The sequence below is a fragment of the Sphingobacterium allocomposti genome (assembly GCF_008124885.1).
In the GTDB taxonomy this organism is placed as follows: domain Bacteria; phylum Bacteroidota; class Bacteroidia; order Sphingobacteriales; family Sphingobacteriaceae; genus Sphingobacterium; species Sphingobacterium allocomposti.
Genome location: NZ_VNHX01000020.1, coordinates 27,608 through 53,520 on the forward strand (window position 1 = coordinate 27,608; position 25,913 = coordinate 53,520).

Annotated in this window: 32 protein-coding genes and 1 pseudogene; 5 read left to right on the top strand and 28 right to left on the bottom strand. The window is 44.7% G+C overall.

Features of this window, described 5'->3' with window-relative positions:
- Positions 1-109: 109 nt before the first annotated feature.
- The 3 genes from BC792_RS13775 to BC792_RS13785 form a co-directional block, all read right to left on the bottom strand.
- Positions 110-517, bottom strand: coding sequence for a hypothetical protein (locus tag BC792_RS13775; RefSeq protein ID WP_246155074.1), 408 nt, complete (start codon positions 515-517; stop codon positions 110-112).
- Positions 518-688: 171 nt separating this feature from the next.
- Positions 689-1,237 carry a cysteine hydrolase family protein gene (locus BC792_RS13780; protein ID WP_148909598.1) on the bottom strand — a complete coding sequence of 183 codons (549 nt, stop codon included), beginning with the start codon at positions 1,235-1,237 and terminating at the stop codon, positions 689-691.
- 138 nt (positions 1,238-1,375) lie between these two features.
- Positions 1,376-2,254: a helix-turn-helix domain-containing protein gene (locus BC792_RS13785; protein ID WP_148909599.1), complete on the bottom strand. Its 879-nt coding sequence runs from the start codon at positions 2,252-2,254 to the stop codon at positions 1,376-1,378.
- Positions 2,255-2,434: 180 nt separating this feature from the next.
- On the opposite strand from BC792_RS13785, the gene BC792_RS13790 reads away from it, so the two are divergent.
- Positions 2,435-3,571 carry an LLM class flavin-dependent oxidoreductase gene (locus BC792_RS13790; protein ID WP_148909600.1) on the top strand — a complete coding sequence of 379 codons (1,137 nt, stop codon included), beginning with the start codon at positions 2,435-2,437 and terminating at the stop codon, positions 3,569-3,571.
- A gap of 58 nt (positions 3,572-3,629) precedes the next feature.
- Here the strand turns inward: BC792_RS13790 and BC792_RS13795 are convergent, their stop codons facing one another.
- The 23 genes and pseudogenes from BC792_RS13795 to BC792_RS13900 all read right to left on the bottom strand — a co-directional run bounded on the left by BC792_RS13795 (position 3,630) and on the right by BC792_RS13900 (position 21,147).
- Positions 3,630-5,105 (bottom strand): MBL fold metallo-hydrolase, encoded by a 1,476-nt coding sequence (locus BC792_RS13795; protein ID WP_148909601.1) that lies wholly within the window; start codon positions 5,103-5,105, stop codon positions 3,630-3,632.
- A gap of 215 nt (positions 5,106-5,320) precedes the next feature.
- Entirely contained in the window at positions 5,321-5,821 is a 501-nt protein-coding gene (locus BC792_RS13800; protein WP_148909602.1) for a DUF6691 family protein, read from the bottom strand.
- A 12-nt stretch (positions 5,822-5,833) separates the two neighbouring features.
- A complete protein-coding gene (locus tag BC792_RS13805) occupies positions 5,834-6,397 on the bottom strand; it encodes a YeeE/YedE family protein (RefSeq protein ID WP_148909603.1) in 564 nt (187 codons plus the stop codon).
- An 8-nt stretch (positions 6,398-6,405) separates the two neighbouring features.
- A complete protein-coding gene (gene trxA / locus BC792_RS13810; protein ID WP_013666847.1) occupies positions 6,406-6,699 on the bottom strand; it encodes a thioredoxin in 294 nt (97 codons plus the stop codon).
- Positions 6,677-6,898: a DUF6132 family protein gene (locus tag BC792_RS18630; protein ID WP_148909604.1), complete on the bottom strand. Its 222-nt coding sequence runs from the start codon at positions 6,896-6,898 to the stop codon at positions 6,677-6,679. The genes trxA and BC792_RS18630 overlap by 23 nt, the downstream gene beginning before the upstream one ends.
- Positions 6,882-7,115 carry a hypothetical protein gene (locus BC792_RS13820; RefSeq protein ID WP_148909605.1) on the bottom strand — a complete coding sequence of 78 codons (234 nt, stop codon included), beginning with the start codon at positions 7,113-7,115 and terminating at the stop codon, positions 6,882-6,884. Before BC792_RS13820 ends, BC792_RS18630 begins: the two co-directional genes overlap by 17 nt.
- 65 nt (positions 7,116-7,180) lie before the next feature.
- Positions 7,181-7,795, bottom strand: coding sequence for a class I SAM-dependent methyltransferase (locus BC792_RS13825; protein WP_246155076.1), 615 nt, complete (start codon positions 7,793-7,795; stop codon positions 7,181-7,183).
- Entirely contained in the window at positions 7,792-8,112 is a 321-nt protein-coding gene (locus BC792_RS13830) for a rhodanese-like domain-containing protein (RefSeq protein ID WP_148909606.1), read from the bottom strand. Before BC792_RS13830 ends, BC792_RS13825 begins: the two co-directional genes overlap by 4 nt.
- Positions 8,113-8,225: 113 nt before the next feature.
- Complete coding sequence (locus BC792_RS13835; RefSeq protein WP_148909607.1) at positions 8,226-9,635, bottom strand: MBL fold metallo-hydrolase; 1,410 nt, start codon at positions 9,633-9,635, stop codon at positions 8,226-8,228.
- A gap of 92 nt (positions 9,636-9,727) precedes the next feature.
- Complete coding sequence (locus BC792_RS13840) at positions 9,728-10,528, bottom strand: sulfite exporter TauE/SafE family protein (RefSeq protein WP_148909608.1); 801 nt, start codon at positions 10,526-10,528, stop codon at positions 9,728-9,730.
- 62 nt (positions 10,529-10,590) lie between these two features.
- Positions 10,591-11,214, bottom strand: coding sequence for a Crp/Fnr family transcriptional regulator (locus BC792_RS13845; RefSeq protein ID WP_148909609.1), 624 nt, complete (start codon positions 11,212-11,214; stop codon positions 10,591-10,593).
- A 136-nt stretch (positions 11,215-11,350) separates the two neighbouring features.
- Positions 11,351-11,578, bottom strand: a pseudogene (locus tag BC792_RS13850) (thioredoxin family protein).
- Positions 11,579-11,647: 69 nt separating this feature from the next.
- A complete protein-coding gene (locus tag BC792_RS13855; protein ID WP_148909610.1) occupies positions 11,648-12,061 on the bottom strand; it encodes an OsmC family peroxiredoxin in 414 nt (137 codons plus the stop codon).
- Positions 12,062-12,163: 102 nt separating this feature from the next.
- Complete coding sequence (locus tag BC792_RS13860; RefSeq protein ID WP_170250038.1) at positions 12,164-12,856, bottom strand: helix-turn-helix domain-containing protein; 693 nt, start codon at positions 12,854-12,856, stop codon at positions 12,164-12,166.
- Positions 12,857-13,037: 181 nt separating this feature from the next.
- Positions 13,038-13,991 carry a heavy metal-binding domain-containing protein gene (locus tag BC792_RS13865; RefSeq protein ID WP_246155079.1) on the bottom strand — a complete coding sequence of 318 codons (954 nt, stop codon included), beginning with the start codon at positions 13,989-13,991 and terminating at the stop codon, positions 13,038-13,040.
- Positions 13,992-14,023: 32 nt separating this feature from the next.
- The gene (locus BC792_RS13870; RefSeq protein WP_148909612.1) at positions 14,024-15,481 is read right to left on the bottom strand and encodes an MFS transporter; all 1,458 of its coding nucleotides are present in this window, start codon (positions 15,479-15,481) and stop codon (positions 14,024-14,026) included.
- A 64-nt stretch (positions 15,482-15,545) separates the two neighbouring features.
- The gene (locus BC792_RS13875) at positions 15,546-15,764 is read right to left on the bottom strand and encodes a heavy-metal-associated domain-containing protein (protein ID WP_148909613.1); all 219 of its coding nucleotides are present in this window, start codon (positions 15,762-15,764) and stop codon (positions 15,546-15,548) included.
- A gap of 99 nt (positions 15,765-15,863) precedes the next feature.
- Positions 15,864-18,083, bottom strand: a complete 2,220-nt coding sequence (locus tag BC792_RS13880; protein ID WP_148909614.1) for a heavy metal translocating P-type ATPase — start codon at positions 18,081-18,083, stop codon at positions 15,864-15,866.
- A 92-nt stretch (positions 18,084-18,175) separates the two neighbouring features.
- The gene (locus BC792_RS13885; protein ID WP_148909615.1) at positions 18,176-18,739 is read right to left on the bottom strand and encodes a helix-turn-helix domain-containing protein; all 564 of its coding nucleotides are present in this window, start codon (positions 18,737-18,739) and stop codon (positions 18,176-18,178) included.
- An 805-nt stretch (positions 18,740-19,544) separates the two neighbouring features.
- Positions 19,545-19,721 carry a hypothetical protein gene (locus BC792_RS18380; protein ID WP_170250039.1) on the bottom strand — a complete coding sequence of 59 codons (177 nt, stop codon included), beginning with the start codon at positions 19,719-19,721 and terminating at the stop codon, positions 19,545-19,547.
- A complete protein-coding gene (locus tag BC792_RS13890; RefSeq protein ID WP_148909616.1) occupies positions 19,705-19,902 on the bottom strand; it encodes a hypothetical protein in 198 nt (65 codons plus the stop codon). Before BC792_RS13890 ends, BC792_RS18380 begins: the two co-directional genes overlap by 17 nt.
- A 14-nt stretch (positions 19,903-19,916) precedes the next feature.
- Positions 19,917-20,330, bottom strand: coding sequence for a DUF5675 family protein (locus BC792_RS13895; RefSeq protein WP_148909617.1), 414 nt, complete (start codon positions 20,328-20,330; stop codon positions 19,917-19,919).
- Between the two features lie 58 nt (positions 20,331-20,388).
- On the bottom strand, positions 20,389-21,147 hold the full coding sequence (locus tag BC792_RS13900; RefSeq protein WP_148909618.1) for a hypothetical protein: 759 nt from the start codon (positions 21,145-21,147) through the stop codon (positions 20,389-20,391).
- A 637-nt stretch (positions 21,148-21,784) separates the two neighbouring features.
- Here BC792_RS13900 and BC792_RS13905 point away from each other — a divergent pair.
- Positions 21,785-21,985 carry a hypothetical protein gene (locus BC792_RS13905; protein ID WP_148909619.1) on the top strand — a complete coding sequence of 67 codons (201 nt, stop codon included), beginning with the start codon at positions 21,785-21,787 and terminating at the stop codon, positions 21,983-21,985.
- Positions 21,986-21,990: 5 nt separating this feature from the next.
- On the opposite strand, the gene BC792_RS13910 is transcribed toward BC792_RS13905, so the two are convergent.
- Positions 21,991-23,028 (bottom strand): hypothetical protein, encoded by a 1,038-nt coding sequence (locus BC792_RS13910; RefSeq protein WP_148909620.1) that lies wholly within the window; start codon positions 23,026-23,028, stop codon positions 21,991-21,993.
- A gap of 267 nt (positions 23,029-23,295) precedes the next feature.
- Between BC792_RS13910 and BC792_RS13915 the strand changes: the two genes are divergently transcribed.
- From BC792_RS13915 to BC792_RS13920, 3 genes are all read left to right on the top strand, one after another.
- A complete protein-coding gene (locus tag BC792_RS13915; RefSeq protein WP_148909621.1) occupies positions 23,296-23,727 on the top strand; it encodes a hypothetical protein in 432 nt (143 codons plus the stop codon).
- Between the two features lie 25 nt (positions 23,728-23,752).
- Positions 23,753-23,881, top strand: a complete 129-nt coding sequence (locus tag BC792_RS18735; RefSeq protein ID WP_262713455.1) for a hypothetical protein — start codon at positions 23,753-23,755, stop codon at positions 23,879-23,881.
- A 316-nt stretch (positions 23,882-24,197) separates the two neighbouring features.
- Entirely contained in the window at positions 24,198-25,193 is a 996-nt protein-coding gene (locus BC792_RS13920) for a helix-turn-helix domain-containing protein (protein ID WP_148909622.1), read from the top strand.
- 21 nt (positions 25,194-25,214) lie between these two features.
- Here the strand turns inward: BC792_RS13920 and BC792_RS13925 are convergent, their stop codons facing one another.
- Complete coding sequence (locus tag BC792_RS13925; RefSeq protein WP_148909623.1) at positions 25,215-25,838, bottom strand: hypothetical protein; 624 nt, start codon at positions 25,836-25,838, stop codon at positions 25,215-25,217.
- Positions 25,839-25,913 lie beyond the last annotated feature (75 nt).

The following is a 25,913-nucleotide window of genomic DNA, read 5'->3' on the forward strand; positions in this document are numbered from 1 at the left end:
ACTCTACAAATTTTGGACAGGTCGCAAGCGGCGACCTTAGATTATTTTAAAATGAAATCAATAGAAATTCGTCCCGTTGAACAGGTGCGGTCAACAGGGAAAAAGGGAATTAGCAGGCGTAATGAATGATAAGTTTCCGGTATTCGAGAAAGATGGGAATAGAACTCCGGATTTTCCCGCTACCACTGTAAAGCGGGTGTTTGCTTTCTTTGCTTACAGGGCGTAAGCCGAATAAAAATAGAAATGCCGCCGCGAAGATAACGGCAGGCAGTAAATCGTTCGCACTGAAAGAAACCTTTTGAACGATTTGTGTATCTGAAGCATCAAACTGCGCACATTTTTCAATTGTGTGTGTCGAAAAATTTTTGTTTCCTTTTGGTACGCCCCGCTCTGTTTTCGAGGGAATACCAGCTAAGTTTTTGATGCTTGTTTTGATCGCACAGGACGAAAGTAATACCAAAAGCATTGCAGCGAACACTAAAAAGCTTCGCTTACAATATTCTAAAATATTTGGCATAGTCCTGTTCATCAATTTACAAAAGTAGTGTTATTTGCGTAAGTGGACAAGTAGCAAAATTGAATTTATCGCATTTTAACACTATTTTCTTTTACAGAATTTGGTTCCTGATCGTGTTCATATCATTTAAAGTTACAGGAACAATAGTATATTGTTCCTGTAATTCACTCTTTAAGCGTTGATAAATTCGTCAGCGGTTTTAACCGTTGCGTAGAAGAACGTCAGTGCTGCAATAAATGCGGTGTGCACATCTGCGGCTTTTACAACTTTACCGTCCAATTCCTGGTCTTTAGAAGCACAGGCATCACTGATGACCGTACAGTCAAATCCAAAATCTTTAGCGGCTCTTGTGGTAGCATCGACACACATATGGGACATCATACCTGTCACAACTACTTCGGTCACATCATTTGCTTTCAGATATTCCAACAGATCTGTTTCCCTGAAACTGTTCGGATAGAATTTTTGGATAAGTTTTTCTCCCTCCAATGGTTTTACGTTCTCATGGATTTCCGCTCCCTGTGTTCCCGGATGGAAGAAAGGAATATTACCATCAACGGCAAAATGCTGGATATGTGCTATGGGAAGATTGTTCGCTCTAAAGTGGTCTATCACTTTTCTTGCTTTCAGGCTTGCTTCTTCGGCTCCCACGAGTTCCCAAGCCCCATTCTCAAAATAATCGTTCTGGATATCAATAACCAGTAATGCTTTTTTACTCATCGTTTTAAAATTTAATAATTTATACGCTCTTTAATAAAAACAAAGTTCGGCTAATAGCAGTGGGGATATGCTACCAAAAGATTGGATATAACTACCATTTTGATAAATAGAACGCAGGATTATTATTTTTATCAGCTACTATTGGGAATAAAGCTGATGCTCACTGTCTGACAGGAACTTACTTGTCGTCATTCCCGTTTGACTTTTAAAAAAACGCATCAGGTGATTGGGTTCAGAAAAATTGAGTTTATAGGCAATTTCGCTGACGGTTAATTTGGAATGGATAAGATAGTTCTTTATTTCCAGTAACAACCGTTGCTTTAATAGATGCGTGGCTGTTACATTAAACTGTTCTTTGACGGCGGTATTTAATGAAATTCGACTGATGCCGAGCATTTCGGCATAATCGCCGACCCGTTGTTTGTCCTTAATATGTACTTCGATCAATTGTTTGAATTGAAAAGCATAATGATTGTTTTCCTTTTCCAGATCGAGGTGGTTTCTCGTTGCATACTCTCTATTGAGTTTCTGAAGAATATAGTACAAAAGTGAACGTATGATGTGAACGCTATCTGCTTTGGTATGGGTAAGTTCATTTTTTATTTCGGTGAGAAATGTACAATAATTTTGTATCAGCGGTTTATCGACCATCATATTTACCGGAAAATGAAGTTGATAGAAATACAGTAGTTTATAGGTGAAAAGTTTGTCGGCAAAAAATTCATTGAGAAAATCCTCTTGGAAAAGAAGTATGGTAAAATCCTGTTCCTTATTTTCTTCAAAATGCCACTGCCTTTTCTGAGAGGGAGAAATAAAAACAATACTGTTATCCGCCAATTCAATCTGTTGGTGGTTCAATATAAGCTGGCCATTGCCTTTTTTGAAGAACACCACTTCAAAAAAATCGGTATTGAACGGTACTTTTTTAAGGTACGTTCCGTCTGCACTTTCCAAATGGACAACATTCAGGAGAAAATCTACACCGCAGTCCGTTTTATGAAATTTATAAGTCTCCATCCTAATCAACACGCTAATGATCCATAGTCTGCAATTTACAAAATTCAGATTAAATGGTATCGCAATTATTGAGGTTTATTTATCAAAATGGTAGGATAAGGGGTTGGTTTGGTATCCTTTTCCGCTTCGATTACAGATACCTTTGTACTTTAAATTACGTATAAAATCAAAGGATATAAAATGACCGAAAATAAAAAAGAACAGCGGAACAATTTCAAAACGGTATCAAAACAAGGGAATGCCCCCGTGCCACTTTCCATATTGGATTGGGCAACGACGGGCAAGGGATTTTCCCCGATCGAGGGTATAGACAAAAGTATTGAACTGGCGAAACTTGCTGATAGCCGTGGGTTTGCCCGCTATTGGGTTGCTGAACACCATTCCATGCCTGCTGTTTCCACATCGTCTCCGGCAGTCATGCTTGCCCGTCTGATCGGCGAAACAAAACACATCCGATTGGGAGCTGGGGGAATGATGCTCCCTAATTTTCCTCCATTGATAATTGCCGAACAGTTTGGCATGCTCGAAGCAATGGCTCCGGGCCGGATAGATCTCGGAATTGGGCGTGCTCCGGGAACGGACGGGTTTACGGCAACGGCCATTCGTGGCACACGTAATATCGGAGCCGAAAATTATACAGAACAACTCGAAGAATTGTTCCATTTTCTTGATAATGACTTTCCTGAAGACCATCCGTATAAGGATAAGGTTTGGGCTGTACCCGGCCCTGGACAGGATATGGAAAACGGTATTGAACGTTCTATGGGAAAACCTGTTACATGGCTATTGGGTTCTTCGGGCTATTCGGCACGTTTAGCCGGAAAACTTGGGCGTCCTTATGCTTTTGCTGCACAACTTTCACCGGAAAACCTTGAAAGGGCATTTGCCATTTATAAGGAAAATTTTCAACCGTCGGAAGTACTCGAAAAGCCCTATACCTTAGCCTGTTTTGCCGTATTTGCGGCGGACACGGAAGAAGAAGCCCTAACGGAAACTGAAAGCTACGCGCATAGCATGATGCGGATGATGAAACGTCAGTCGTATGTAATGCCGTCTCCTGCGGAACTGGCAACTTACCCATACACGCCACAGGAAAAATATATGATGGAAAGCTGGCGGTCAAAAATGATCCATGGTACGGGAGAAATGGTTGCAGGTGGCCTGAATAAGGTGCAGCAAATATCGGGAGCAGATGAGCTGATGGTCGTAAACTTAGGACATTCGCCTGAAAAAATGGTACATTCGGCAGAACTTATTGCCGATGCGTTTCAGTGCCGGAACTTTAAGTTTCCCGAAAGTTCGGGTTTTTATGATTAAATGCGGAAGTCCATCTCCGCATTTATTCTTTATATCACCTCTAAAATCGGAATAAATTCTATTTCACTAATTCATTGTTTTTTTCCGTCCATTCGTTGATGCCTCCCGAATAAATTTTGAGGTTTTGTATTCCGTTTCTTTTCAAAATGGAGTATGCCATCGCCGCACGCACTCCGCTTTGGCAATGCACAATAACCGGTTTGTCTTGATCGATTTTGGCTAAATTGTTTTCCAAAGAAGTCAAAACGATATTTTCCACGCCTTTGATATGTCCGACGTTATATTCGCTTTCGCTTCGCACATCTATGATTTGTGCGTCTTTTTTGTCTAAATGCTTCTTCAGTTCCCCGATATTAACGAGGTCTGACTTCTCCAATTCAATATTCATTTTCTCCAAGTCGGTTACAAAACCGTAGATATTATCCATTCCGATACGCATCAGCTTACGGGTCAGCTCCTCCGTGTGTAGTTCATTGGTTATCAAAACCAATTGTTGCTGGTAGTCAACCAATGATCCCATCCATGTAGAAAGCGAATTACTGTTTGCTATATGAATACTGTTTGGAACGTGACCTTTGGCAACCTCATCTTTGCTTCGGGTATCGATGATCAGAAGATTGTTGTCTATTGCTTTCTGAAATGCCGTCTGATTGAGTTTGGGGTGTACAGGAACCTGAATCAGTAACGGACGTTCAACCCGGTTGAGTTGTTTCATTACTGCAAAATATTTGGGCGGGGTCGGCTGTCCGTCTAAAATGTATTTTACAAATCCTTGTTCATCATTTTTCAACTGAAAAGCCCTACTATACTGCTTTTCTGCTTTTAATGTAGAATGCGGAATAGTGCTTAGGCTCTTACCACAAAACGAACCTGCTCCGTGTCCTCCCCATATTTCCAAATCATCGGGCAGTTCGGAAAACTTCTGAATGGAAGCATATAGCTGTCTTGCGCCAATCTCCCGCGAACCGATCTCTCCGGCGGCCTTTTCCAATAAATCAGGACGCCCCACATCGCCCACGAAAATAAAATCTCCCGTTATGGCTCTTTGCGGCGTAGCGGGAACTTTGGTATCTCTCACCAAAAAAGTGATGCTTTCGGGCGTGTGTCCGGGTGTGTGCATTACTTTCAGCTCTACCTGTCCGATTGCAATTATGCTTCCGTCTTTCAGCCCTGTGTGGGAGAACTGATATTGCCATTCTGTTCCGCCCTCATCGGATAGCAACAGTTCAGCATTGGTAACGGCTGCCAATTCACGGGAACCACTTAAAAAGTCGGCGTGGATATGTGTTTCGGCGATTTTTGTAATTTTAAGGTGGTTGGTCTGGGCTATTTCCAAATAAACATCCATATCCCTTTGCGGGTCGATGACAATGGCTTCTTTGGTATTCAAATCGCCTATGATGTAACTTGCCTGTGCAAGTGTTTCATCAAATACACGTTCAAAAAAATAGCTTTGTGCCCGTAAATTATTTCCCTGTGTGAATAACAGGGCAAAAAAGAATAGGGCAGTTGTTACGGTCACTTTGTTCAGCATAGCTCCTCATTTTAGAAATTCTTAATCTGCGAATTTAAACTATCTTTTCTCACCGTACTGTTACTTTTGTCACATAATGGAAATGATTTAGGGTTATCCTCCTTTTTTATGGTTTTTCGAGTTGGTAGGTCAAGTTCAGATAGAGGTTGTCTTCGTACATTTTTGTTGCGCTAAGTAAAGGGGGGTAATGTGTATAACCTATGCATAACTGTTATTTAGTGGGGAAGTTTCTCTCTTAATTTACCGTACACCCAAGTACCTGCAATCGCACTCAATAACGTAACTGCAATGACGGTTGCACCTGTCCCGATCTGTGCGAACAACGGGCCGGGGCAAGCTCCGGTCATTGCCCAGCCCAGACCGAAAATCAGACCGCCGTAGATTTGTCCTTTGTTGAATGTTTTTGGAGCAATCTTAATGGGTTCGCCGTAGATGGTTTTGATATTGAATTTCTTTATCAGGAAAACGGAAATCATACCTGTCAAGACCGCACTCCCTATAATACCGTACATATGGAACGATTGCAATCGGAACATTTCCTGTATGCGATACCAACTGACTACCTCCGATTTTACGAAGACGATACCAAACAGTATTCCGATGACCAGGTATTTCAGGTTGTGATACCATTTGTGTTCCAGACGGCTTTCGTTTACACACATCGCATCTAACTCACGAAGCTGTAAATCTTTTTCTGTATCTGAATTTTGTTGCATTTCTTGTTGGGGTTAAAGTGAAAGAATAATCGGTAAAATGAGGTTTGCCATAATGAAACCGCCAATCATAAAACAAGTGGTGGCAATCAGCGAGGGCAACTGTAAATTAGACAAACCCATAATGGCGTGTCCGCTTGTACAGCCTCCTGCATAGCGTGTGCCGAAGCCTACCAAAAAACCTCCGGCTACCATCAGGATAAAACCTTTCAGCGTAAATAAAGACTGCCAATTGATGATGTCTTCAGGGATTAGGTTGTTATAGCTGGTAATGCCGTAACCTGCCAATTCTTCTGCCAATTTCGGATTGATCTCAACAGGGTTGGGATTGGACAACAGGTTTATGGCGATGGCTCCGCCTAAAAATATACCAAATACAAAGAACAGGTTCCACGTTTCTTTTTTCCAATCGTACTTAAAGAACGGAATGTTGGCAGGTACACACGAGGCACATATATGCCGTAGTGAGGAACTGATACCGAATGATTTGTTACCGATGATTAAAAGTATTGGTACGGTAAGCCCGACCAACGGGCCTGCAACGTACCAAGGCAACGGTTGTTTCAAAAATTCTAACATTTATATTTTTATCTGTTTTCGTTAATTAGCCTTTCTAATTCATTTGCCGGAAAAACGCCCGATTGCCTCCAGCGTATTTCACCGTTTTTAAATATAATGAGCGTAGGTACACCACGTACCTGAAAAGCAGCTGCTGCCTGTGGGTTCTTGTCCACATCAATTTTAATGATACTTGCATTATCGCCAATGCGCCCTTTTAATTCTTCGAGAATGGGCGACATCATTTTGCAGGGTCCGCACCACTCGGCAAAGAAATCTACCAATACGGGCTTGTCGCTGTTAATTATTTCCTGAAACGTCATATTGCTTTTTGTCTTTTTTAAATGTTGATAATAGAAACCCACCCATTACGGCTCCATACAAGGTGCTGTTTACCGGGTTGGAAGTAATGGCGCAACTACCCGTGTTGCATCCGATAAACTTCCAATATAAATAGCCTGCGACTGCACCGATTGTCATGCCTATCAGGGTGGACAGATGCTTTTTACCGAACTTCCTCATACGTGATATCTTCTGTTTTTTTATTACTTCTCGGAACAGGTGTATTGCAACCTGATACACCGCAACAACCCATATTCATCAAAGGCATCAGGGAGAACAGACCGCCCAATCCCACGAGCAACCATGCGTTTGCCATGATACCCTGTACAATAATAATGATACCCAACGCCAAACGCAGCACCCGCATAAAATTCCAATTCTTCAAATAGTTTTTCATCGTCTTTTCCGTTTAAGAGTGTTGATACTAAAAAGGCATATACTATATACCGTTGCACCTACATACTATTTTTTTATGGCGAAAATTCTTACCACATCGGCCTCTCCCAGATGATGCTTCCCCTCATTCAGTTCCGTTTTCGTTTCGATAGCTTCAAGAAATTCAAACCCCTCAAAATCGGACATTAATTCCTCCAGTCTATAAAGCATTGCTACGTCCCTCGGCCCACCCGCATTTGGATTTATCTTTTGGTTTTCCATGTGACGCTTCCCAAAAGCTTCCAAAATGAGTGTACCACCTTTCCTTAGATAAGTGCTTAATTTTTGATGGTATGCCGTTCTTTTTTCCGAATGAAAATGTGCATACACCAAAGCCAATACATCAAATGAATTTTCGGGATACCGGATATCTTCCAAATCTGAAATAGTATAGTCGATTGCTACCTCGTTTTTTTGAGCCAATCTCTCCGCTTTTTTCTTTCCAGTAGTGCTTTGGTCAAAGGCTGAAACCATCCAGCCTGATTTTGCAGCAAATACGGCATTTCTTCCTTCTCCCTCTGCGGGTAGTAGGATTTTACCCTTACGTAGCTCCGTTAGTTTCGCTTTTAGGTATTCGTTTGGATTTTCTCCATATACAAAATCCTTTCCGCTATATCGTTCGTCCCAAAAAGCTTTCATCATTTATTATTAAGTTCCTGATTTACATTTTGCAACGTTCCACCGTTGGTCACATTCCGAAAACCGTTCTGTTCCAAAATGCTTTTTGCCTGTCCGCTCCGGTTTCCGCTCCGGCAGAAGACAACAATATTTTTCTTGCCCTTGAATTTGGATAATTGGCCTGAGACTTTATCCAGCGGAATGTTTACCGCTCCTTTCACACTGCCTGCGGAAAACTCGGCAGGTGTGCGAACATCCACTAAAAACGCACCATTGCTTACGGCTTCTTTCAATTCGCCGTCGTCTGTCGGTGCAAACATATTTTTGAAAATTCCAAACATTGTTATTACGGTTATTGTGATGATAATTAGCTTAACATTTTCCTTTGCCATACGAATTGTCTTGGGGAATTGACTTCTCTCCGACAGGTCGAAAAAATCCCATTATTCATATTTTAAGCATCGGTGCAGGCAAAACCCGTTGTTTTACCATTGGCTGCCAACCATTCTGTCATACCGCCCGAAAAGTTCTTTACGTTTTCAAAGCCGTTCTTGGTAAGGATGGAATAAGCTATCGCCGAGCGGTCGCCTGCCTGGCAGTGGATGATTACCTGTTTGTCCTTACTGATTTTATCCAGATTGTCCGGCAAGGTTCCCACAAAGACATTATCTGCTCCCTCAATGTGTCCCGCTTCATATTCTGATGCGCCCCGAACATCTACTATCTGTACATTTTCCTGCCCGATGTTGGTTTTAAATTCGTCTAAGGAAATCACATCTGCCGTCTGGAGTTCTATACCCAAATCGTTTACCTCTGAAATGTAGCCATAAATGTTGTCCAAGCCTATACGCATCAGTTTACGGGTCAAGTCTTCCATCCGGCTGTCATCAGCTACCAATATAAACTGCTCCTGATAGTTCAACAGCCAACCGCACCACGTAGAAAATGAGTTATTGCCTTGAATGTTCAGGCTTCCGGGAATAAAGCCATTGGCAAAATCCGTCTTATTGCGGGTGTCTATCACCCTGATACCTTTTTCATAGGCGGAAATAAACTGCTCTTTGCTCAATTTCGGGTGTTTCGGCACTTCAACCAATAAAGTACGTGGCACTTTATTGAGGTGCTTCATCATTGCAAAATATTTAGGCGGTTCTGGCTGGTCTGCTAAAAGGTAATCGGTAAAGCCTTTTTCGTCTTCGCCATATTGGAACGCCCAATTACGGATTTTTTCATAACCTACGGTAGAACTGTGTACCGCTCCCAAAGCCTTTCCGCAAGCTGAACCTGCTCCGTGTGCCGACCATACCTGCACATATTCCGGCAATGCGGCAAACTTTTTCAACGATTGGAACATCTGTTTGGCTCCGGCTTCTTTTGTACCGATAAGCCCTGCGGCTTTCTCCAGTAAATCAGGACGACCAATATCGCCTACAAAAACAAAATCGCCTGTGAATACCATAACGGGCTCGTCCGTTGCCGGATGGTCCGTTAGCAAAAAGCTGATGCTTTCGGGCGTGTGACCAGGTGTGTGCATGACCTCCAATGTAAGGTTACCTACTTTAATCACATCACCGTCTTTCAGTCCCTTGTGCGGGAACTGATATTGCCAGTCTTTGCCGCCCTCGTCCGAAAGGTACATTGTTGCCCCGATTACTGCCGCCAGCTCTCTTGAACCGCACAGAAAGTCGGCGTGTATATGGGTTTCGGCTATGTGCGTAATCCGCAAATTGTTTTGCTTTGCAATGTCGAGATATACGTCAATATCCCTTTGGGCATCTATTACGATTGCTTCACCAGTTACCTGACAGCCTATTATATAACTGCCCTGTGCCAAACTTCTATCATATACGTGCTGAAAAAACATAGTCCTTTATTTTTATGATTCATTATTTCTTTTATACTGCAAATTTCCGTTACTTATTTTTATCCTACAGCTACTTTGGTCACATAAGGAAATTATTTTAGTATGGTTTCTTTAATGATTATATAAATCCCCATTACCAGCACAAACCAACCGAAAGCGGACTTTAATCTGTTCGCCTTTATTTTCGTAGAAAGATAGCTGCCTATCAGGATGCCGATAATGGCAATAGCGGCAATGCTCAATAAAAATCTCCATTGCACGGAAGTATGCGACAGGGAAAATAAAAAGCCCATTAATGAATTGATGGAAATGATAACCAATGATGTGCCCACGGCTGTTTTCATCGGTAGCCTCAGCAGGTTTACCAAAGCAGGTATTATGAGGAAACCGCCACCTGCTCCAATCAGCCCCGTAATCACCCCGATAAAAATTCCCTGCATCAGAATTTGGAAGTAGTTGAGTGATTGCCTTTTCGGGGCTTCTTCATTTGACTTCCCGTCGTCTTTCTTTATCATACTGTACGATGCTACAATCATCAGTACGGCAAAGAGCAACATCAGTAAAATGTTTTTGGTTACGGTATAGCTCCCGATAGTAAAGACGTGCTGCGAGATAGCAGGCAGAATGTAATGCCTTGTCAGAAAAATGGCGGCTATGGACGGAATACCGAAAACGATAGCTGTTTTGATATTAACCAATCCTTTTTTGAAATAAGAAAACGAGCCGACCACACTCGTTGCACCAACGATAAAAAGAGAATAAGCGGTAGCCAGTACTGCATCGAGGCTAAACAAGTAAACCAGCATCGGAACCGTAAGAATACTGCCGCCACCGCCGATTAGCCCTAATGCTATTCCTACAAAAATTGATGCCAAGTAACCTGCTATGTCCATAAGATGTCTGAAATTGATACTGCAAAATTGTATCAATTTCAAATCCTATACAGTTACTTTAGTCACACAAGGATGATTTTGTTTCTGCCCAGCTGCACCTTGCCCATGTCTTCCAATTGCTTTAAAAGGCGTGATACAACGGTTCGGGCAGTACCCAGCTCATTGGCTAATTGTTCGTGCGTTATGTTTAAAATATTGCTTCCCGTAAGTTCCTGTTTTTTGTATAATAAAGATAACAATCGCTCATCGACCTTTTTAAAAGTGACATCGTTGACTACTTCCAACAGTTCCTCAAAACGCTTGTGGTACAAACGGAAAATATAATCCAGCCACTGCGGATATTCCTTAATGAACAAGGATACTTTATCCATAGGCAGAAAAAGAACCTCGGCATCTTCTTCCACTACGGCTTTTACCTTGCTTGTTTCGTTGTGCATACCACCCAAAAAGGACATAATACAGCTTTCTCCGGATCTGATGTAATAGAGCAGGATTTCTTTGCCGTCTTCATCTGTTCGCATAACTTTCAGCGTTCCTCTGGTAACAATGGGGATAGAACGTATGTAGGCGTTTTCATCCAAGAGAACGGTTCCTGCTCCATACTCTTTTCGTATGCTGTATTCATAAAGCTTCCCAATTAATTCAGGCGATGATTTAAATTCTGTTATATGTTCAAGTTGCTCCATTTTTCTATGTCGGGTTACCAGTTTTTGTTCATTTGTCCTTTGACTTTCATAAATACAAAGTTAAACTTTTGGTGCTAACTGTTCTGCTATCAAGCCCATTAATGCTGAAGCCGGAAACCCCCTGACTGCCTCCACTTTAAATCTCCATTTTTAAAATCATTAAAGTAGGCACACTGCGTACCTGAAGCTGTGTGGCAAGTTCCCCGTTTTGATCAATATCAACTTTAATAACCGGAGCATTTTTTCCCATCCTTTTGCCTTACTTCATCTACGATTGGCCCTGCATTTGGCACGGCCCACACCACGTGGCAAAACAATCAATCAATATGGGTTTGTCCTGAATTATTATTTCTTGAAATGTCATCGTTTTACGTTTTTGAGTTGATAAAATAGCTAATGAAAAGAAAGCCGTTTGGAGACGACTTTCTTTATGCTATTCCAATGTAGCCTTTAAGCTGATTTCGGCTTTGATCGCATTGCCTACAGCACACATTTCTTTTGCTTTTTGAGCAAAGCCTTGGAATTGTTCTTCTGTTATGTCTGGAATTTTAGCTGTCAATGTAAGGTCTGAATTAGTGATAACTTTGTTTTTCAACGTCAATTCGGCTGATGTTTCCAATTTTTCCGCACGGATACCCGCTTGCGACAAAATATAGCTAAGCGTGAGGTTATAACAGGTAGCATGGGCTGACTCCAAAAGCTCTTCGGGATTGCTTATTGCTGTGGTTTCATTTTTCGCAAAAACGGGGGCGAATGTCACATTGTGTAGAGAAGAATGTGCTGCGTCTAATTTTCCCGATCCCTCTTTAAAACTTCCTTGCCATACGGCTGTAATCTTTGATTGCATATATCTATTATTTGATTAAACATTATACATACAAAGGTACTTCAAGGGCCACCTCCAGACAATGGAGATACTTCTCATAGTATAGCATATTTCGCCCTACCTTTAATATATGCTTGCTGTTTTCCTAAATTCAAGAGGTGATTTCTCTGTTTGTATTTTAAAAAAACGGACAAAATAAGATTGGTCGTCATATCCAAGCTGGGCAGAAATTTCCTTTACCGAAAGGTCTGTGTGGGCAAGCAGACGCTTTGCCTGAAGAATAATCCTGTTTTTGACAAATGTATTGGGCGACGTTCCTTTTTCCTTTACGATCTTTCGGTTTAAGGTCTTTGGGCTGATATGGAGTAGCGCTGCATATTCTGAGACGCTGTGCAGTTTGTGATAATTGGTTTCTACCAATTGACTGAACTTTCTGCTTAGTTCATCTTCTATTGTACCAAGACCTTTTTGGTCAGGCGTTCGATCAAGCCAAGCTCTGCTTGCCGTGATGATAAGTTCTTTCAGCTTCGTTCTCGACATTTCTTCTGTCCAGTAATCTTCCTTGCTGAGTTCCTGCTTAATCTCGTCCATTATCCTGTTGAATGAAACATTTTCATGTTCTTCCACGACGATAGAGGGCGTTTCAAAAACATTATTGAACAATACGCCGTCACAGGTAAGTTCCTTATCGTGAAAGGCAATACAATAAAACTCGGGATTGAAATAAACCAGCTTACCTCTGCTGTTATTGCCGATCTGAAACTGTTGTCCGATATTGAAAAAAAACAGGGTATCCCGTTCAGTTCTGTATTCCACAAAATCAGAAGTTATGGTGCTTCCGCTTTCTGCATAAAGAACAACGTAGCAATCTTTTGATTTTCGACAAGGTAGCCGAAAATCATCAAATGAAATGATTGTATCGAATGGTATATAACCGATTTTTTTGTTTCCAAAAGATTTTAAGACTTCCATATACACATTGCTACATCAATTATATTTAATGCTCGTGGTGGCCGTGATGCCCATCGTCATGCGCATTCTTCTCGCCCTCCGCTACATCTACGGTAAAGTCTGCTGTATGCACTTTTCCGTTCGTCTGGAACTCTACCCAAATTCTGTAAGTACCTGTTTTCTTAATGTGCGTTTCGGCGTAAATAGGAAAACGGTCGTCTGATATGGGATGGATATGCAGAAAGTCCTTATTCTCTTTACTGACCATGGCGATATGGGCAGTTGCTGCAAGGTATGGCTGTATATCGCTTTCGGTTAATTTCTTGCCGTCTTTTACAACCGATATTTCCAATGCCTGTGAACGGTTGGTTTTTAAATCCTTTCCGTTTTCAAGTGTCACCGTATAGCCGTCCACCACGGAAACAAGTTTGGTTGAGAAATCTGCCTTACTATCGGAACTTCCCTTTACGATAATTTCTTTTTTATCCACTACGGAAGCTGCCCCCTGTGGTTTAAAGTCTGAAAAAAGAATGTATTTTCCACCGTTGGGAAACGTTTCGGCAATGGTATAGGAACCATCTGCCTGTTCTTCGGGATGGATGTGCCTGAACCATGAAAGGTTTTCATCCACGATCATCAAATGGACTTTCATTTCGTGCGATATATCCAACGGAACATGCTTATTGTTTTCCTGAAAAGCGAAAGTCAATTTTGCTGATGTTCCTGCTTCAATGGTCTGTGGTTCCGTATGCAGTTTAACCTCAACTTTAGAGGCATTCTCATCGGAAACGGGGACTAAATCCATTCCGCATTTAGGGCATTTATCACCTTTTTTTCCTGTTTCTTCGGGGTGCATAGGACAGGTATATATGCCGTCGCTATGGCTGTGCTGATGCTGTTCCATATCTGATCTTTTATTTTGTGTGTTATTACAGGCTGTAAGGAATAAGCCTGCAACAACTGTACCTGCTATTACCGATGTTTTAAATATTTTTTTCATTCTGTATTCTTGATTTAAGATAGACCATGTTTTTATTGTTTTCCCGTCGCATGCTGAACGTTGGCATTGATGACAAAAAAGCTGATAACCCCGATAGTGATAAGTGTAAACGCACCTACTATAAGGGCGGCTGAATAGCCGTTTATCAAAGCGTTGTTTGCTGCGCTGATAAGCCCATCGTTTTGGGAAGCATGCGCCTGATGGAGTACGGAAAATGCATCGGGAAGTTGCTTTGCCGATACGGTTACGGCGATTGACGATAAAATGGCAAGACCAAGAGCCGTACCTATTTGCTGTGATGCATTAAGCAATGCAGACGCGATACCGGATTGGTGAGCCTGTACTTTATTAACGGCTGCAAGCGTTAACGGAATAAAACTCATTCCGAACCCAAATGCTACGAAAAATATCGCAGGCATAAGATGTCCCGCATAACCTGTGTGCTCATGGACTGTGGATAGCCAAAACATGCTGCCGCTACATATAAACATTCCCAATGCCACGATACTCCGGGGGCGGAATTTGGCAACCAACTTCGAAATTATCGCTGTTGCCAGAATAACACCCGCACTGAAAGGAAGCCAAGCTAAACCTGTTTGCAACGGACTAAAGCCAAGAACAATCTGCATATACAATGTCAACAGATACACTACACCCATCGGTGCAAAAGCCAGGAATACCATTCCCAGATACGAACCTGAACGGCTACGGTCTTTGAATAGGCTTAACGGAAGCATCGGTTCTTTGCCGCGGGCTTGGCTGGCGATAAATATCGCTAACACGACCATAGCCGTAATGAAGAATGTTATCGTGGCACTATCCGTCCAGCCATATTCCCCCGCTCTGGTAATCGCATAGACCAGCGATGCCATTCCCAGCGTTCCTGTTACTGCGCCCAATAGGTCCAATTTCCCTTTTTGTCGTTCTGCATCTACTAATTTCCGAGAACCTGCAAGGATTCCTAAGCCTATCGGAACAGTAATGAAATAAACCCAGCGCCATCCGAACGCGCTTGTCAACACTCCGCCTAGCAGCAACCCTATAATCATTCCAAGCCCCGACATCGCACCATATACTGCCAAGGCGGTATTGCGTTGTTTTCCTTGTGGAAAGGTAACGGCAATCAATGCCAATACATTGGGGGCTATCATTGCAGCTCCTGTTCCTTGAATAAACCGGGCGGCAATAAGGGATATGTCGTTTTGTGCCAGACCTGCTGACATGGACGCTATGGTAAATACCACAACGCCTACCTGTAGGATAAGCTTACGCCCGAATATATCACCCAGTTTCCCGCCGAAAAGCAACAATGCGCCGAAAGCCAGAATATAGGCGTTGATTACCCAAGGCAAATTGGATGCAGATATACCCAAGCCCTGCTGTATGTTTGGTAAAGCGATGTTGGAAATAAAATCGTCCATCACAATGGTAAGCTGCGCCGTGGCAATAACAAGCAGGGGCAATAGATATTTACTGTTACTTTTATTCATATATCTGCTTCTTCTTTATCAAATATCGAAGTAGTGAACTGGCTACTCCGATATTCTGAAATTATTATGCTATCGGCTCGATTTTGAAACCTTTGCTTTGGATGATAGCTACCACTTCGTCTTCTGTAATCCCCTTAGAACTTACCGTAAGAATTTTATCTGTATTGGTCGTGTCAACGTTCCAATGGCAGATACCCTCGGCACTGTCCAAATCAGACTGAACTTTTGACACACAACCTCCGCAATTAAGGTTTGTTTTGAATTGAAACTCTTTGTTTTCCATTTTATAAAAATTTAATTGTTATTTGATAGTACAAATTTCGGCAGAACATCATTGCCTATCGTTGTACAATTTCTTCTTTGATTTGTGAGATTTACTGTTTTACTTTTTCCATTTCAACCGTAAACTGTTGCTTACAACACTTACACTGCTCAATGCCATTGCAGCACCTGCTATCATTGGGTCAAGCAAGAAACCGTTGATAGGATAGAGAATACCTGCGGCTATCGGAATACCGATAAGGTTGTAGATGAACGCCCAGAACAGGTTTTGTTTGATGGTCGCGACAGTCTGCTTTGACAGGCGGATAGCTTGTGGTATCTTGGTAAGATCGGAAGAAATGATGGTCATCTTCGCTACGTCCATTGCGATATCCGAGCCTTTTCCCATTGCGATACTTACGTCTGCGGTCGCAAGAGCCGTACTGTCGTTGATACCGTCGCCAACCATAGCCACTACTTTACCTTTGCTTTGTAATTCTTTCACAAAATCGGCTTTGTGCTGCGGCAATACGTCGGCTTTGTAATGCTTGATGCCTGTCTGCTCCGCGATAGCTTTGGCAGTCGCATCATTATCTCCGGTAAGCATATACAGATCAATCCCCATATACTGAATTTCCTTGATTGCCTGTACCGATGTTTGTTTAATCTTATCCGAAATGGCAATGACGGAAAGAGCCTGTTTGCTGTTTGCAAACCAAATAACGGTTTTGGACTGTTTGCCCCACTCATCGGCTTGTTGTTGCAAAGTATCGGCAATACTGATGCTGTTATCCGCTAACAATTTTTTATTACCAACATAGTAAGTTTCGTTGTTATAATCAGCTTTCGCTCCTTTGCCCGTAATACTGTCAAAGTTGGTCAAAACAGTTGTAGAAACGTTTTGCAGTTTTTTCACTACTGCTTCAGCCAATGGGTGTTCCGATTGCTTTTCGATGCTCAATAGAATATCTTCGGTCATATCGTCATTGTCGAGCCATTGAATACCTGTTACCTCCGGTCTTCCCTCGGTTATCGTACCTGTTTTATCCAATACGATGGCATTTACTTTTTTCGCCAATTCAAGGCTCTCTGCATCTTTAATCAAGATACCTTTTTCAGCTCCTTTACCCACACCTACCATGATAGCCGTTGGCGTTGCCAATCCTAATGCACATGGACAGGCAATAACCAATACGGTAACTGCCGCTAATAATCCCTGTACCACACCATTATCGCCACCCAAAATGAACCATAATATAAATGTGAGAACTGCGATACTCATTACGACAGGAACAAAGATACCTGCGATTTTATCCACCAATTTTTGTACAGGTGCTTTGCTACCCTGTGCATCCTGCACCATTTTGATGATTTGGGCAAGCATGGTCTCTTTGCCCACTTTTACCGCCTTAAACTGGAAGCTACCTTTTTGGTTAATCGTCCCGGCGAACACTTTTTCGTTTTCCTTTTTCAGTACAGGTACGGGCTCGCCGCTTAACATACTTTCGTCAACATAAGAGCCGCCCGATGTTACCATACCGTCCACCGCAATTTTTTCGCCCGGCTTCACAAGGATAACATCACCGGCGTTTACATCTTCAATAGCTTTCTGCCGTTCTGTTCCATCAGCTTCTACCACAATAACCGTTTTGGGTTGTAATCCCATTAGTTTTTTAATGGCAGATGAAGTATTGCCTTTCGCCTTTTCTTCCAACAATTTACCTAAGAGAATAAATGCGATAATTACGGCCGCCGCTTCAAAGTAAACGTGGGCATGTAGTCCTCTTTGATGCCAAAAATCTGCAAAAAGCATATTGAATACGCTGAACAGGTAAGCAATGCCCGTACTCAATGCCACCAATGTATCCATATTGGCAGAACGGTGTTTTGCCTGTTTCCACGCATTGATAAAAAAGTCTTTGCCCAGCCAAAGTACTACAGGGGTTGAGAATAACCACATGATCGGATCTGCATAGGGCATATCCATAAAGAACATTCCTATAACGACCACGGGTAAAGACAGGATAATAGCCCAAATGGTCCTGGCCTTTAGGCTTTTGAATTTCTTTTCGTGGATAGCTTCTAACGTTTCCCGCTGTTTGGTCTCCTCTTCCACTAATAAATCGTAACCGACAGATTGCACCGCTTTTTGCAGGATTTCAACGTTGGTAGTATCAGGGAGGTAATCTACGGTAAGGTTGCCCGTTGCAAAATTTACAGAAGCATTCACAACACCCTCCTGATGTTGCACGATGCTTTCTGCGCTACTTGCACAAGATGCACAAGTCATCCCCAATACAGGGAAAGTCTGTGTAACTGTATTTTTATCTTTTGTTGCCATATCCTCTTTTGCTTTTGTCTTGATAACACAAAATTGGCAACAATTTGCCGGCCGGCTATTATGAAATTATGGGTTTGATTTGTAAGATTTACTTACACCTTATCCAAAGGTTTTCTTTTGTCTTCTTTGATCTGTTTAAAATGGCTTGGGGTAAGCCCTGTTACTTTTTTGAATTGGTTGCTCAAGTAAGCAACACTCGAATAGTTTAGGCGGTCGGCAATTTCACTTAACGATAGCTCATCATACACCAGCAGTTCTTTTACCTTTTCTACCCTTTGGGCAATAAAATATTTTTCAATGGTCGTACCCTCCACCTCTGAAAATAGATTAGACAAGTAATTGTAATCGTGATGCAACTTATCACTCAACACATCAGAAAGGTTGGTTTTGGTATCGTTATCCTGGTAGTGAACCAGATCAATAATGATATTTTTTATCTTTTCGATAATCCTGCTTTTTTTATCGTCGATTACCTCAAACCCAAGCGCGTCTAATACTTCTGTCAACGCATCTTTTTGTTTAGAAGTTGGCTCTTCGGCGAGAGCAACTTCGCCCAGCTTTACACTTTTAACATTTAAGCCGAGTTTATCTAACTCATTCTGCACCACCATTATACAGCGGTTGCAAACCATATTTTTGATAAAGAGTGTTGCCATAGCTATTTGTTTGCATTTATAATCTGTTTAGCAAATTTACGATTAAAAGCGCTTCTTCCGGCATCAAAAGGCTCATTTAAGATCGCGTCGTCGTTCCTCCTAGCGATGAACGGATGTGAGAAGTGAGAAATTAGAAGTGAGAAGTGAGATATTAGAAGTGAGATTTGAGTAGTGAGAAAAGTTAGATGGAGTTAGAGGGGTAGATTGCTTCGTCGTTCCTCCTCTCGATGACGGGGTTTTATGCCCTTTTTAGGCGTTTTTCACCTCGCTATGCCTATCGCGAAGATATTCGACCCCGTCGGGGTCGTGTAAATTAATGCCCGGTTTCTATTGGGATATGACCTCTACGAGGTCAATCGTTGTGCTTAGACCCGCGACTTTACATCTTTACGACTTCACACACCTAAATCCTATTCCACGGCAGCCCTGTGCGTGGGGAAAGGACCGGCATTGGTTCGACTGCGTCAGCGGGCCGCCATAATAGATATTAGAAGTGAGAAATCAGAAGTGAGAAGTGAGAAACTGAGTTAGATGTTAGGCCGCTTACAAATCAACAACTTTACACCTTCGATTTACGACTTTACAAACCGACGACTTTACAGCTTATAGCTTATAGCCATCTGCTATCTGCCATTAGCCATCTGCTATCAGCCTCTCCCTTTACGACTTTACAAATCCACGACTTTACAAACCGACGACAACGACTTTACATCTTTACAAACCTGAGGAACAAAGGTGACGCGATCCTCCCGTATATCGGCTAAGATCGCGTCGTCATTCCTCCTCGCGATGATTGGGGTAACAATCACCGGCGGCGGTTCCGCCGTCGTCCTTCAAGGAGCCGGCTGGTCAGGTAGCTGACGGTAGCGCCGACTACCGCCATCACCGCCGTATTCATCATGTCCGACCAGTCGAAGCTGCTCCACACCGAAACGAGGGTGCCGCCCAGCGTTCCGGCCTGCACGTTATTCAGCGCCTTCATGGCCCTCCTCCTTTCCTGCGGGCGGCGACTCCTGCCCTTCGTCTTCCTCCAGCACGGTCTCCAGGATCCCCAGCCCCAGCGCTACGTACTTCAGCACGCCCAGCACCTTGCCGGGCAGTTTCACCGGTGCGAGCAGCACCACCTGCACTGCATCACGCACCTTCCGGATTATCTTCTTCATCCTGATACTAACTACTAACCACAACTCCTAATCGCCAGAAACACGTCGTCTCCCTGGTCCCACAGCGCGTATACCAGCGCTTTCAGTTCCTGCAGGGCCGCCCTGCTGCCGGTCCCCTGCCCTTCGCCCGTCAGCGCCGTTACGGGAGCGATGCACCCGAGCAGTTCCTTCAGGGCATTGTTTGCGGGGTGTATCAGGATGGCCTCGCGGTTCAGCACATTCGGAATACCGATCTGCTCGCCATGCCGCGGGTATTGCCGCTTCTGCAGCTTATAGCGCCCCTCAGGTATGCAGCTGATGCGGGGGATATTATTGCGGTCGGGCAGCTCGATCGTATGGCAGATGTGCCGCCCCTGATAGGTGACGGTTCCGTTTGTTCCCTGTTCTCCGTATTTCCGGCGGAGCACCAGGGTATGTGTATTCTTCATTTACGTATAAATTAGTAAGCAATAAGGCGGGACGGAGTGTCCCGCCAAGGATCATGGATTATGGCAGATCCACGTCAACGATGGTCAATGCGTTGTGCGGATTGTTTTTCAGGGGGTAGAATGCACCATTCGCCTCCTGATAGGTAGATATCCCGACCAGGATATAGACCACCTTATCGGTTGCGGGCGGCAGGTTCACCTGAATCGTCTCGGCCTGATGTACCCCTATGAGCGGAATATAGGAGGAGTGCTGCACCTCGGGCCGCGGAAGGTCGTCCATATCCAGCGCCTGCTCTACCGCTGCCAGCGTAAACTGTACGTGTGTGGCTCCCTCGAGCAAGGTGACTTTCTCACGCGGGTTGAACTCCGGGATGTTCAATGTCACCTCGCCCGACGACCGGTCGTACGCTGTGGGAAGATCGCCGCCGAACATAAACCGCAGGCTGCTCGCTCCGTTGATCTCCAGACCCTTCAGCTGTCCGGAGTTTTCCGGCCGGAAGGTCCGCTGCCCGCGGGGGCTCACTGTATCGGCCTTCTGGATGCGATATACCGTAGACACAAGCCGGTTGCGGAAGGATTTGTCTGCCACGCCCCTGCTCAGGTTATTCAGCTGCAGGCGGATCACTTTGGCCATCTGTGTGGCCGAGGCAAACTCGCTCATGTTTTCACGCGTACGTTCGAAGTTTGGATCGCTCATGATACGCGCCCTGTCTACGCCGCCCTTCATGCGCACCTCGTACCCTCTTTCGCGGTGTTTGCTAAAGGAAAGATCCCCGATCGTTCCTCTAATCTTTACTAAACTTTCTTGTTTTGCCATGATATTATTTGTTATGACAATCCAAAGGTGCAACAGCAAAAAATAACTTCTGTCCAAAATGTCCGGATATGGCGAAAATGTCCTCTTTTGTCTTGATATGTCCGAAAATGACCAAAGTGTCCAAAAACGACCAAAATGTCTAAAAACGACCAAAATGTCCAAAAAAGGTGATACACCTGACTGCAAAAAAGGTACGCAGAGTGTACGGGGAGTGTACAGCGAGTGTACGGAAAAGGTACTGAAAAGGTACTACAGAGGTACTACAGAGGTACCAGAAAGGTACTAGAGAGGTACGGGAGATATACCGGGCACCGTACTTCTGTGGTAGTTGATCGACGGTTTGCTGGTCAGGCCGTATATCACGGTTAGCGACTAGTTAACCAATAGTTCATAGAAAAAACAAAAAACCATGAAACAAATATGTAACTCCTGTTGTTTTAATGTCGTTATTAACTTTCTTCATATAGGGGTATCCGTCGCCGGTATGCGACAGGCATTTTGGACGTATACATGCCGCCTTATTTGCCGCAGCGGGCGTACCGATAGGAGGTGTCATGCCGACCGGAGAATCATTGTCTAACCATGGTTGTCCGGCCATACCACTTATTGGCCACGACAACCCTCAGATTATGAACCCATGCACGAAAAATCCCCCCGGCTGTGTATCACGCCGAAAGATATCGCTTATATTCTGAACGTCAGTCTGCGGCAGGCTAGCAGACGCTATAACCAAGTAAAAGACGCTTACGGCCGTCTCCGCCACCAGGAGCTGACGGTCCAGGAGTTTGCCGATTACTACGGCCTGCCTGTGAACGAGATCTACGCGCGGATGCGCTAGGCACCTTAGGAGCGGTCTTCGTCGTCGCTGCCATCAGGCAGCAAAGTATGCAGCCAGTCCAGCGCACCCGGCGGCGTATCTGATCCAAGCGCGTTCCGGTACGCCGTTATCCGCTCCTTGATATCTTTCAGGGTAGATGCCGACACCTTGACCTTCCTGTCCTCGCCGAAAAGCTGTACATAGGGCACTCCAGAAGCATATCCGACGGCGCGAATGGACATCAGCGGCACCAGCAGGCTCCGTTTAAGCTTAACCATCCAGAACGGAAACCGGCTGCCGATTTCCTGCAGAGAATCCTCCCGCACCTCGCCGACATGCCCACCGGGGAGACCAGCCTGCAGCATCTTCTGCCCCGCAAAAACCTTATCGATATAGACGGAGTCTGCCCGCACGACCGGCACCGGAACAAACTCCTTTCCGTCCAGGCGGACGTAAATGGGCTGTGTCAGCTCGAGCAGCCAAGCCCGCAGCTTCACGGCATCGCGCTTGGTGTTGGCAAGCTTGGGCTCCAATAATTCGATGCGGCTTAGGAGGCTCTTCTCCCTCGCGCCCGCCGTAGCGAGCGCCTCTGACAGCCTTTCAATGCGGATCCTGTTCTTCCGAAACTCAAAAAACACCTGCTCCATGATGACACAGAACACCACAACCACAAAATCGCGGTTCACATAATCGTGCTCCCATAAATTCGCCCCCAGAAAGCGGCTGTAAATAAAATAAACCGCATACAGGATAACCGTCGGCAGTATAACACACAAGAGCGCTGCCTGCAGCAGCCAGCGCGCCAGCTCGTTCCGCTGAAAGTATGCAGACCTATCCAAGCGGCAAACAACGATGGCGACCACCCACACAACGGGCACCATGAGCAACCATGTAAATAATAGGGTAAACAGATGAGGCCCCGTGCCTACGCTCTGGAGCATCGGCAGGCGTGTCGCATAGAACGTAATCAATGCAGAAGCGACGAGCGCCATCGACAGAATGCCCAGCACTTTACCATACCATGAGCCAAAAAAAGATTTTTCGAACAAGCCATTTTTTTCCATAATCGAAACCTATTGGTCAGTCGGTTAAGTAGTCAAATTTAACGAAAAACAGTAAAACATCACAAAAATATTTCAAGTAACTTGCAATTTATATTTTTCTTTTGCGGAAACTAGGGTCGTTAAAACAAGCGTAGAAGCGCATTTCTGCGATCATTCGCGTCAGCTCCTAGACCGTTCGCGCAAAAGTACCGGATTTATTTCTGATCCTATTTGGGCTGTGTTATTTTTGCCTCTGATCGATCGATCCATTATAAACTTTTATACGATATGAAAAGATATGAATTTACCCCTTCCGGCGTAGACCAATGGCAATTGGATCTATACCACTCATCTGTCCAGGACCAGGCTTACGAGCAGATGCTCATTGGCAAGTCTCTGCACCAGTGGGTGCAGCAACGGTTTTTGCTCACACCGGACCAGATTTCTTACCTCTATTTACTGGAGAGCCAATTCGTCGTTCTACTGCAGGACGCACTTATCGACGCGATCAACTACCAGCTACCGATCCGGCTGCAGAAAGACGAGCGTCGTGTAGCCCAGGCAGGGTCTTCCGATTCTGTCAAAGTGATCGCCATCAGCAAGAACACGCAGCAAAGCACCAGTATCCATGTGCCGGACGGCAGCAAGGTGCTTCCCCAGCCGGGAAGCACCCAGGTAGAAGGAAGCCTGCTCGTACACATCTACTATAAAGATTCGTAGGCGAGGCCCACGTTAACCCGCCGCCATGCCCACACCTCCGCGTGGCGGCGATTTTGACATACAGCAGGTCACCACCCAGCTGGAGCAAGGCGACTTCCGGGGCATTTGGCACTATACCGTGCAAAAAGCACAGAAATATCTTCTATCCGGCTGACAAATGTCGAAAGTAGCCTGTCTTAGCAGGCAGAAATCCGTCAGTAACCATCCGGAACTTTGGTAGAAACTAATGGGAATGAAAACGAAAGCAACACATATCGCCTCATCCTGCATCAGCACATTTCTGACGGCGTTCTGGTTGTATGTCGCATTAGATAAGCTGTAGGATCAAAGGAATGAGGTGTATCAGTTGATTAGGAGTTAGTAAAACTGAAAAAGTTATCAACTTTATCCACCTGACCAACCTACAAATATCTCGACAAACAAAAAAACACGAACATACATGAGGACCATTAACCATCCACCTTTTAGTCATGAAAAAGAGTTTTCACTTAGGTCTGTACGAACATTTCGATCCGGTTAGGACAGCAGACTCCCTTGTACATCTGAAACAGGGGGTCACGATGCCTAACGCCGAGGCGAGCTATTGGAAACAGCAGGACGAGGAAGCCGTGCTGCAGGAGTTCGACGGACACTACGGCTTTCTCTACTATATCGACGTCCGGCTAGACAGGCAGCGGCATATCCCCGTTGAGGTTGACCGCGCCGATATGCACATTTTATACGTCCTGCAGAGCCCGGGCCAGACCCGCCTATACGATACGGACGTACGCCCGGTGTGCCAGCTGGATTCACAGCGCGCCGTATACCTCTATCTTCCGCCCGAAGAATACAGCTTATGCCTGCCACGTGGACGGACACGGCTTTTCGGATTTTACTTCCGGGCTAAAATATTCCGACGGGGCAACGAGCGCCCTTACGATTTTCTTAGGCCGCTGCTTGAGGCCTACCGAACGGGGTCGGGCACAGCTCTATCCACCGCTGATTTTAGCATCGGCCTGCGCACACGCTTTCTGATCGAGACCCTTTGCCGCGATATACGTCCCAAAGAACTCCGTAACGAAAGTTTTATTATGGATAAGCTCACGCGGTTAATTGCGCTGTCCAGAGAGACAATTCTTCCGGCGGCCACCCGTGCCGAGCGGCTGCGCAGAACCGCGGAACGGGCCCGGGAACTGCTCGCCCTGTATGTGGAGCGCGACGGGCAGAGCGTACAACTCTCGCAGATCGCCGCCGACCTCGGCGAGAGCCTGACCCGCATCAGCCGCAAACATAAGCAGTACTTCGGGCAGACGCTGCAAAAGCACCGCGAAGAACTGCTCCTTGCCAGAGCCTGTGATCTGCTGCACAGCGGCCTGTCCCCTACGGAGTGCGCCTACGCACTCAACTACAACTCGCCCGAAAGCTTCTTCCATTTCTTTAAGGCCAAAATGGGACTGAGCCCGCTGACTTATCTTAAGACACAATAGACGTCCGGCCACGCCAGCGCGTCATTTATAGTAATATTTTACATTGCAGAACAGCACAGTATCGGTCTCTGCCGTCATATCCTCCAGGCCGTCAAACCGGTAGACGCCATCGTCAAAGAAGCCTTTGCCGGTCAGAAATCCCGTTTCGCTGCCGGAAAGCAGAATGGAGGGACCGTCTGACCGCACCTTGACGAAGCGATAAAAAGAGCGGTTGTACACCACACCGTTATCATCCGGCAGCTTAAAACCATAAAACTGCCAGAAATCAGCATTGGTATTCCAGCGGAACAGGGAGTCGCCCGCAGCAACCTTGAACACAAATCTGTTGGCGGCAGTCTCCAGCGGAAATTCAGCCAGTGTATCCTGTACAAGCTGCAGCGAGTCTTTAATGTACACATCAAAACTGCTACCTCCGCCATATATCTTCGGAAAATACGAAGCGGGATCGTCTATGATATGCGATCGGTCTACACCCCCATCCTTGGAGCCCACGAAGAGCTTGGTTTCCACAACCTCGATCCTGTCAAACCGGAAGACCGCGGGCGGAACTTCGGCGGGAACAGGTGCAGGGCTGTCTTTTGAACAGCTCAGGAAGAACAGGAATAAAAAACCGGATACGGCAGATAACGAAGCTTTATTGATCATAATACGGTGATTAATGTATAATAGAGTGACAGTGCAAGTATAACCAAAACAGCATAATTTTCAAAATAAAGTGAA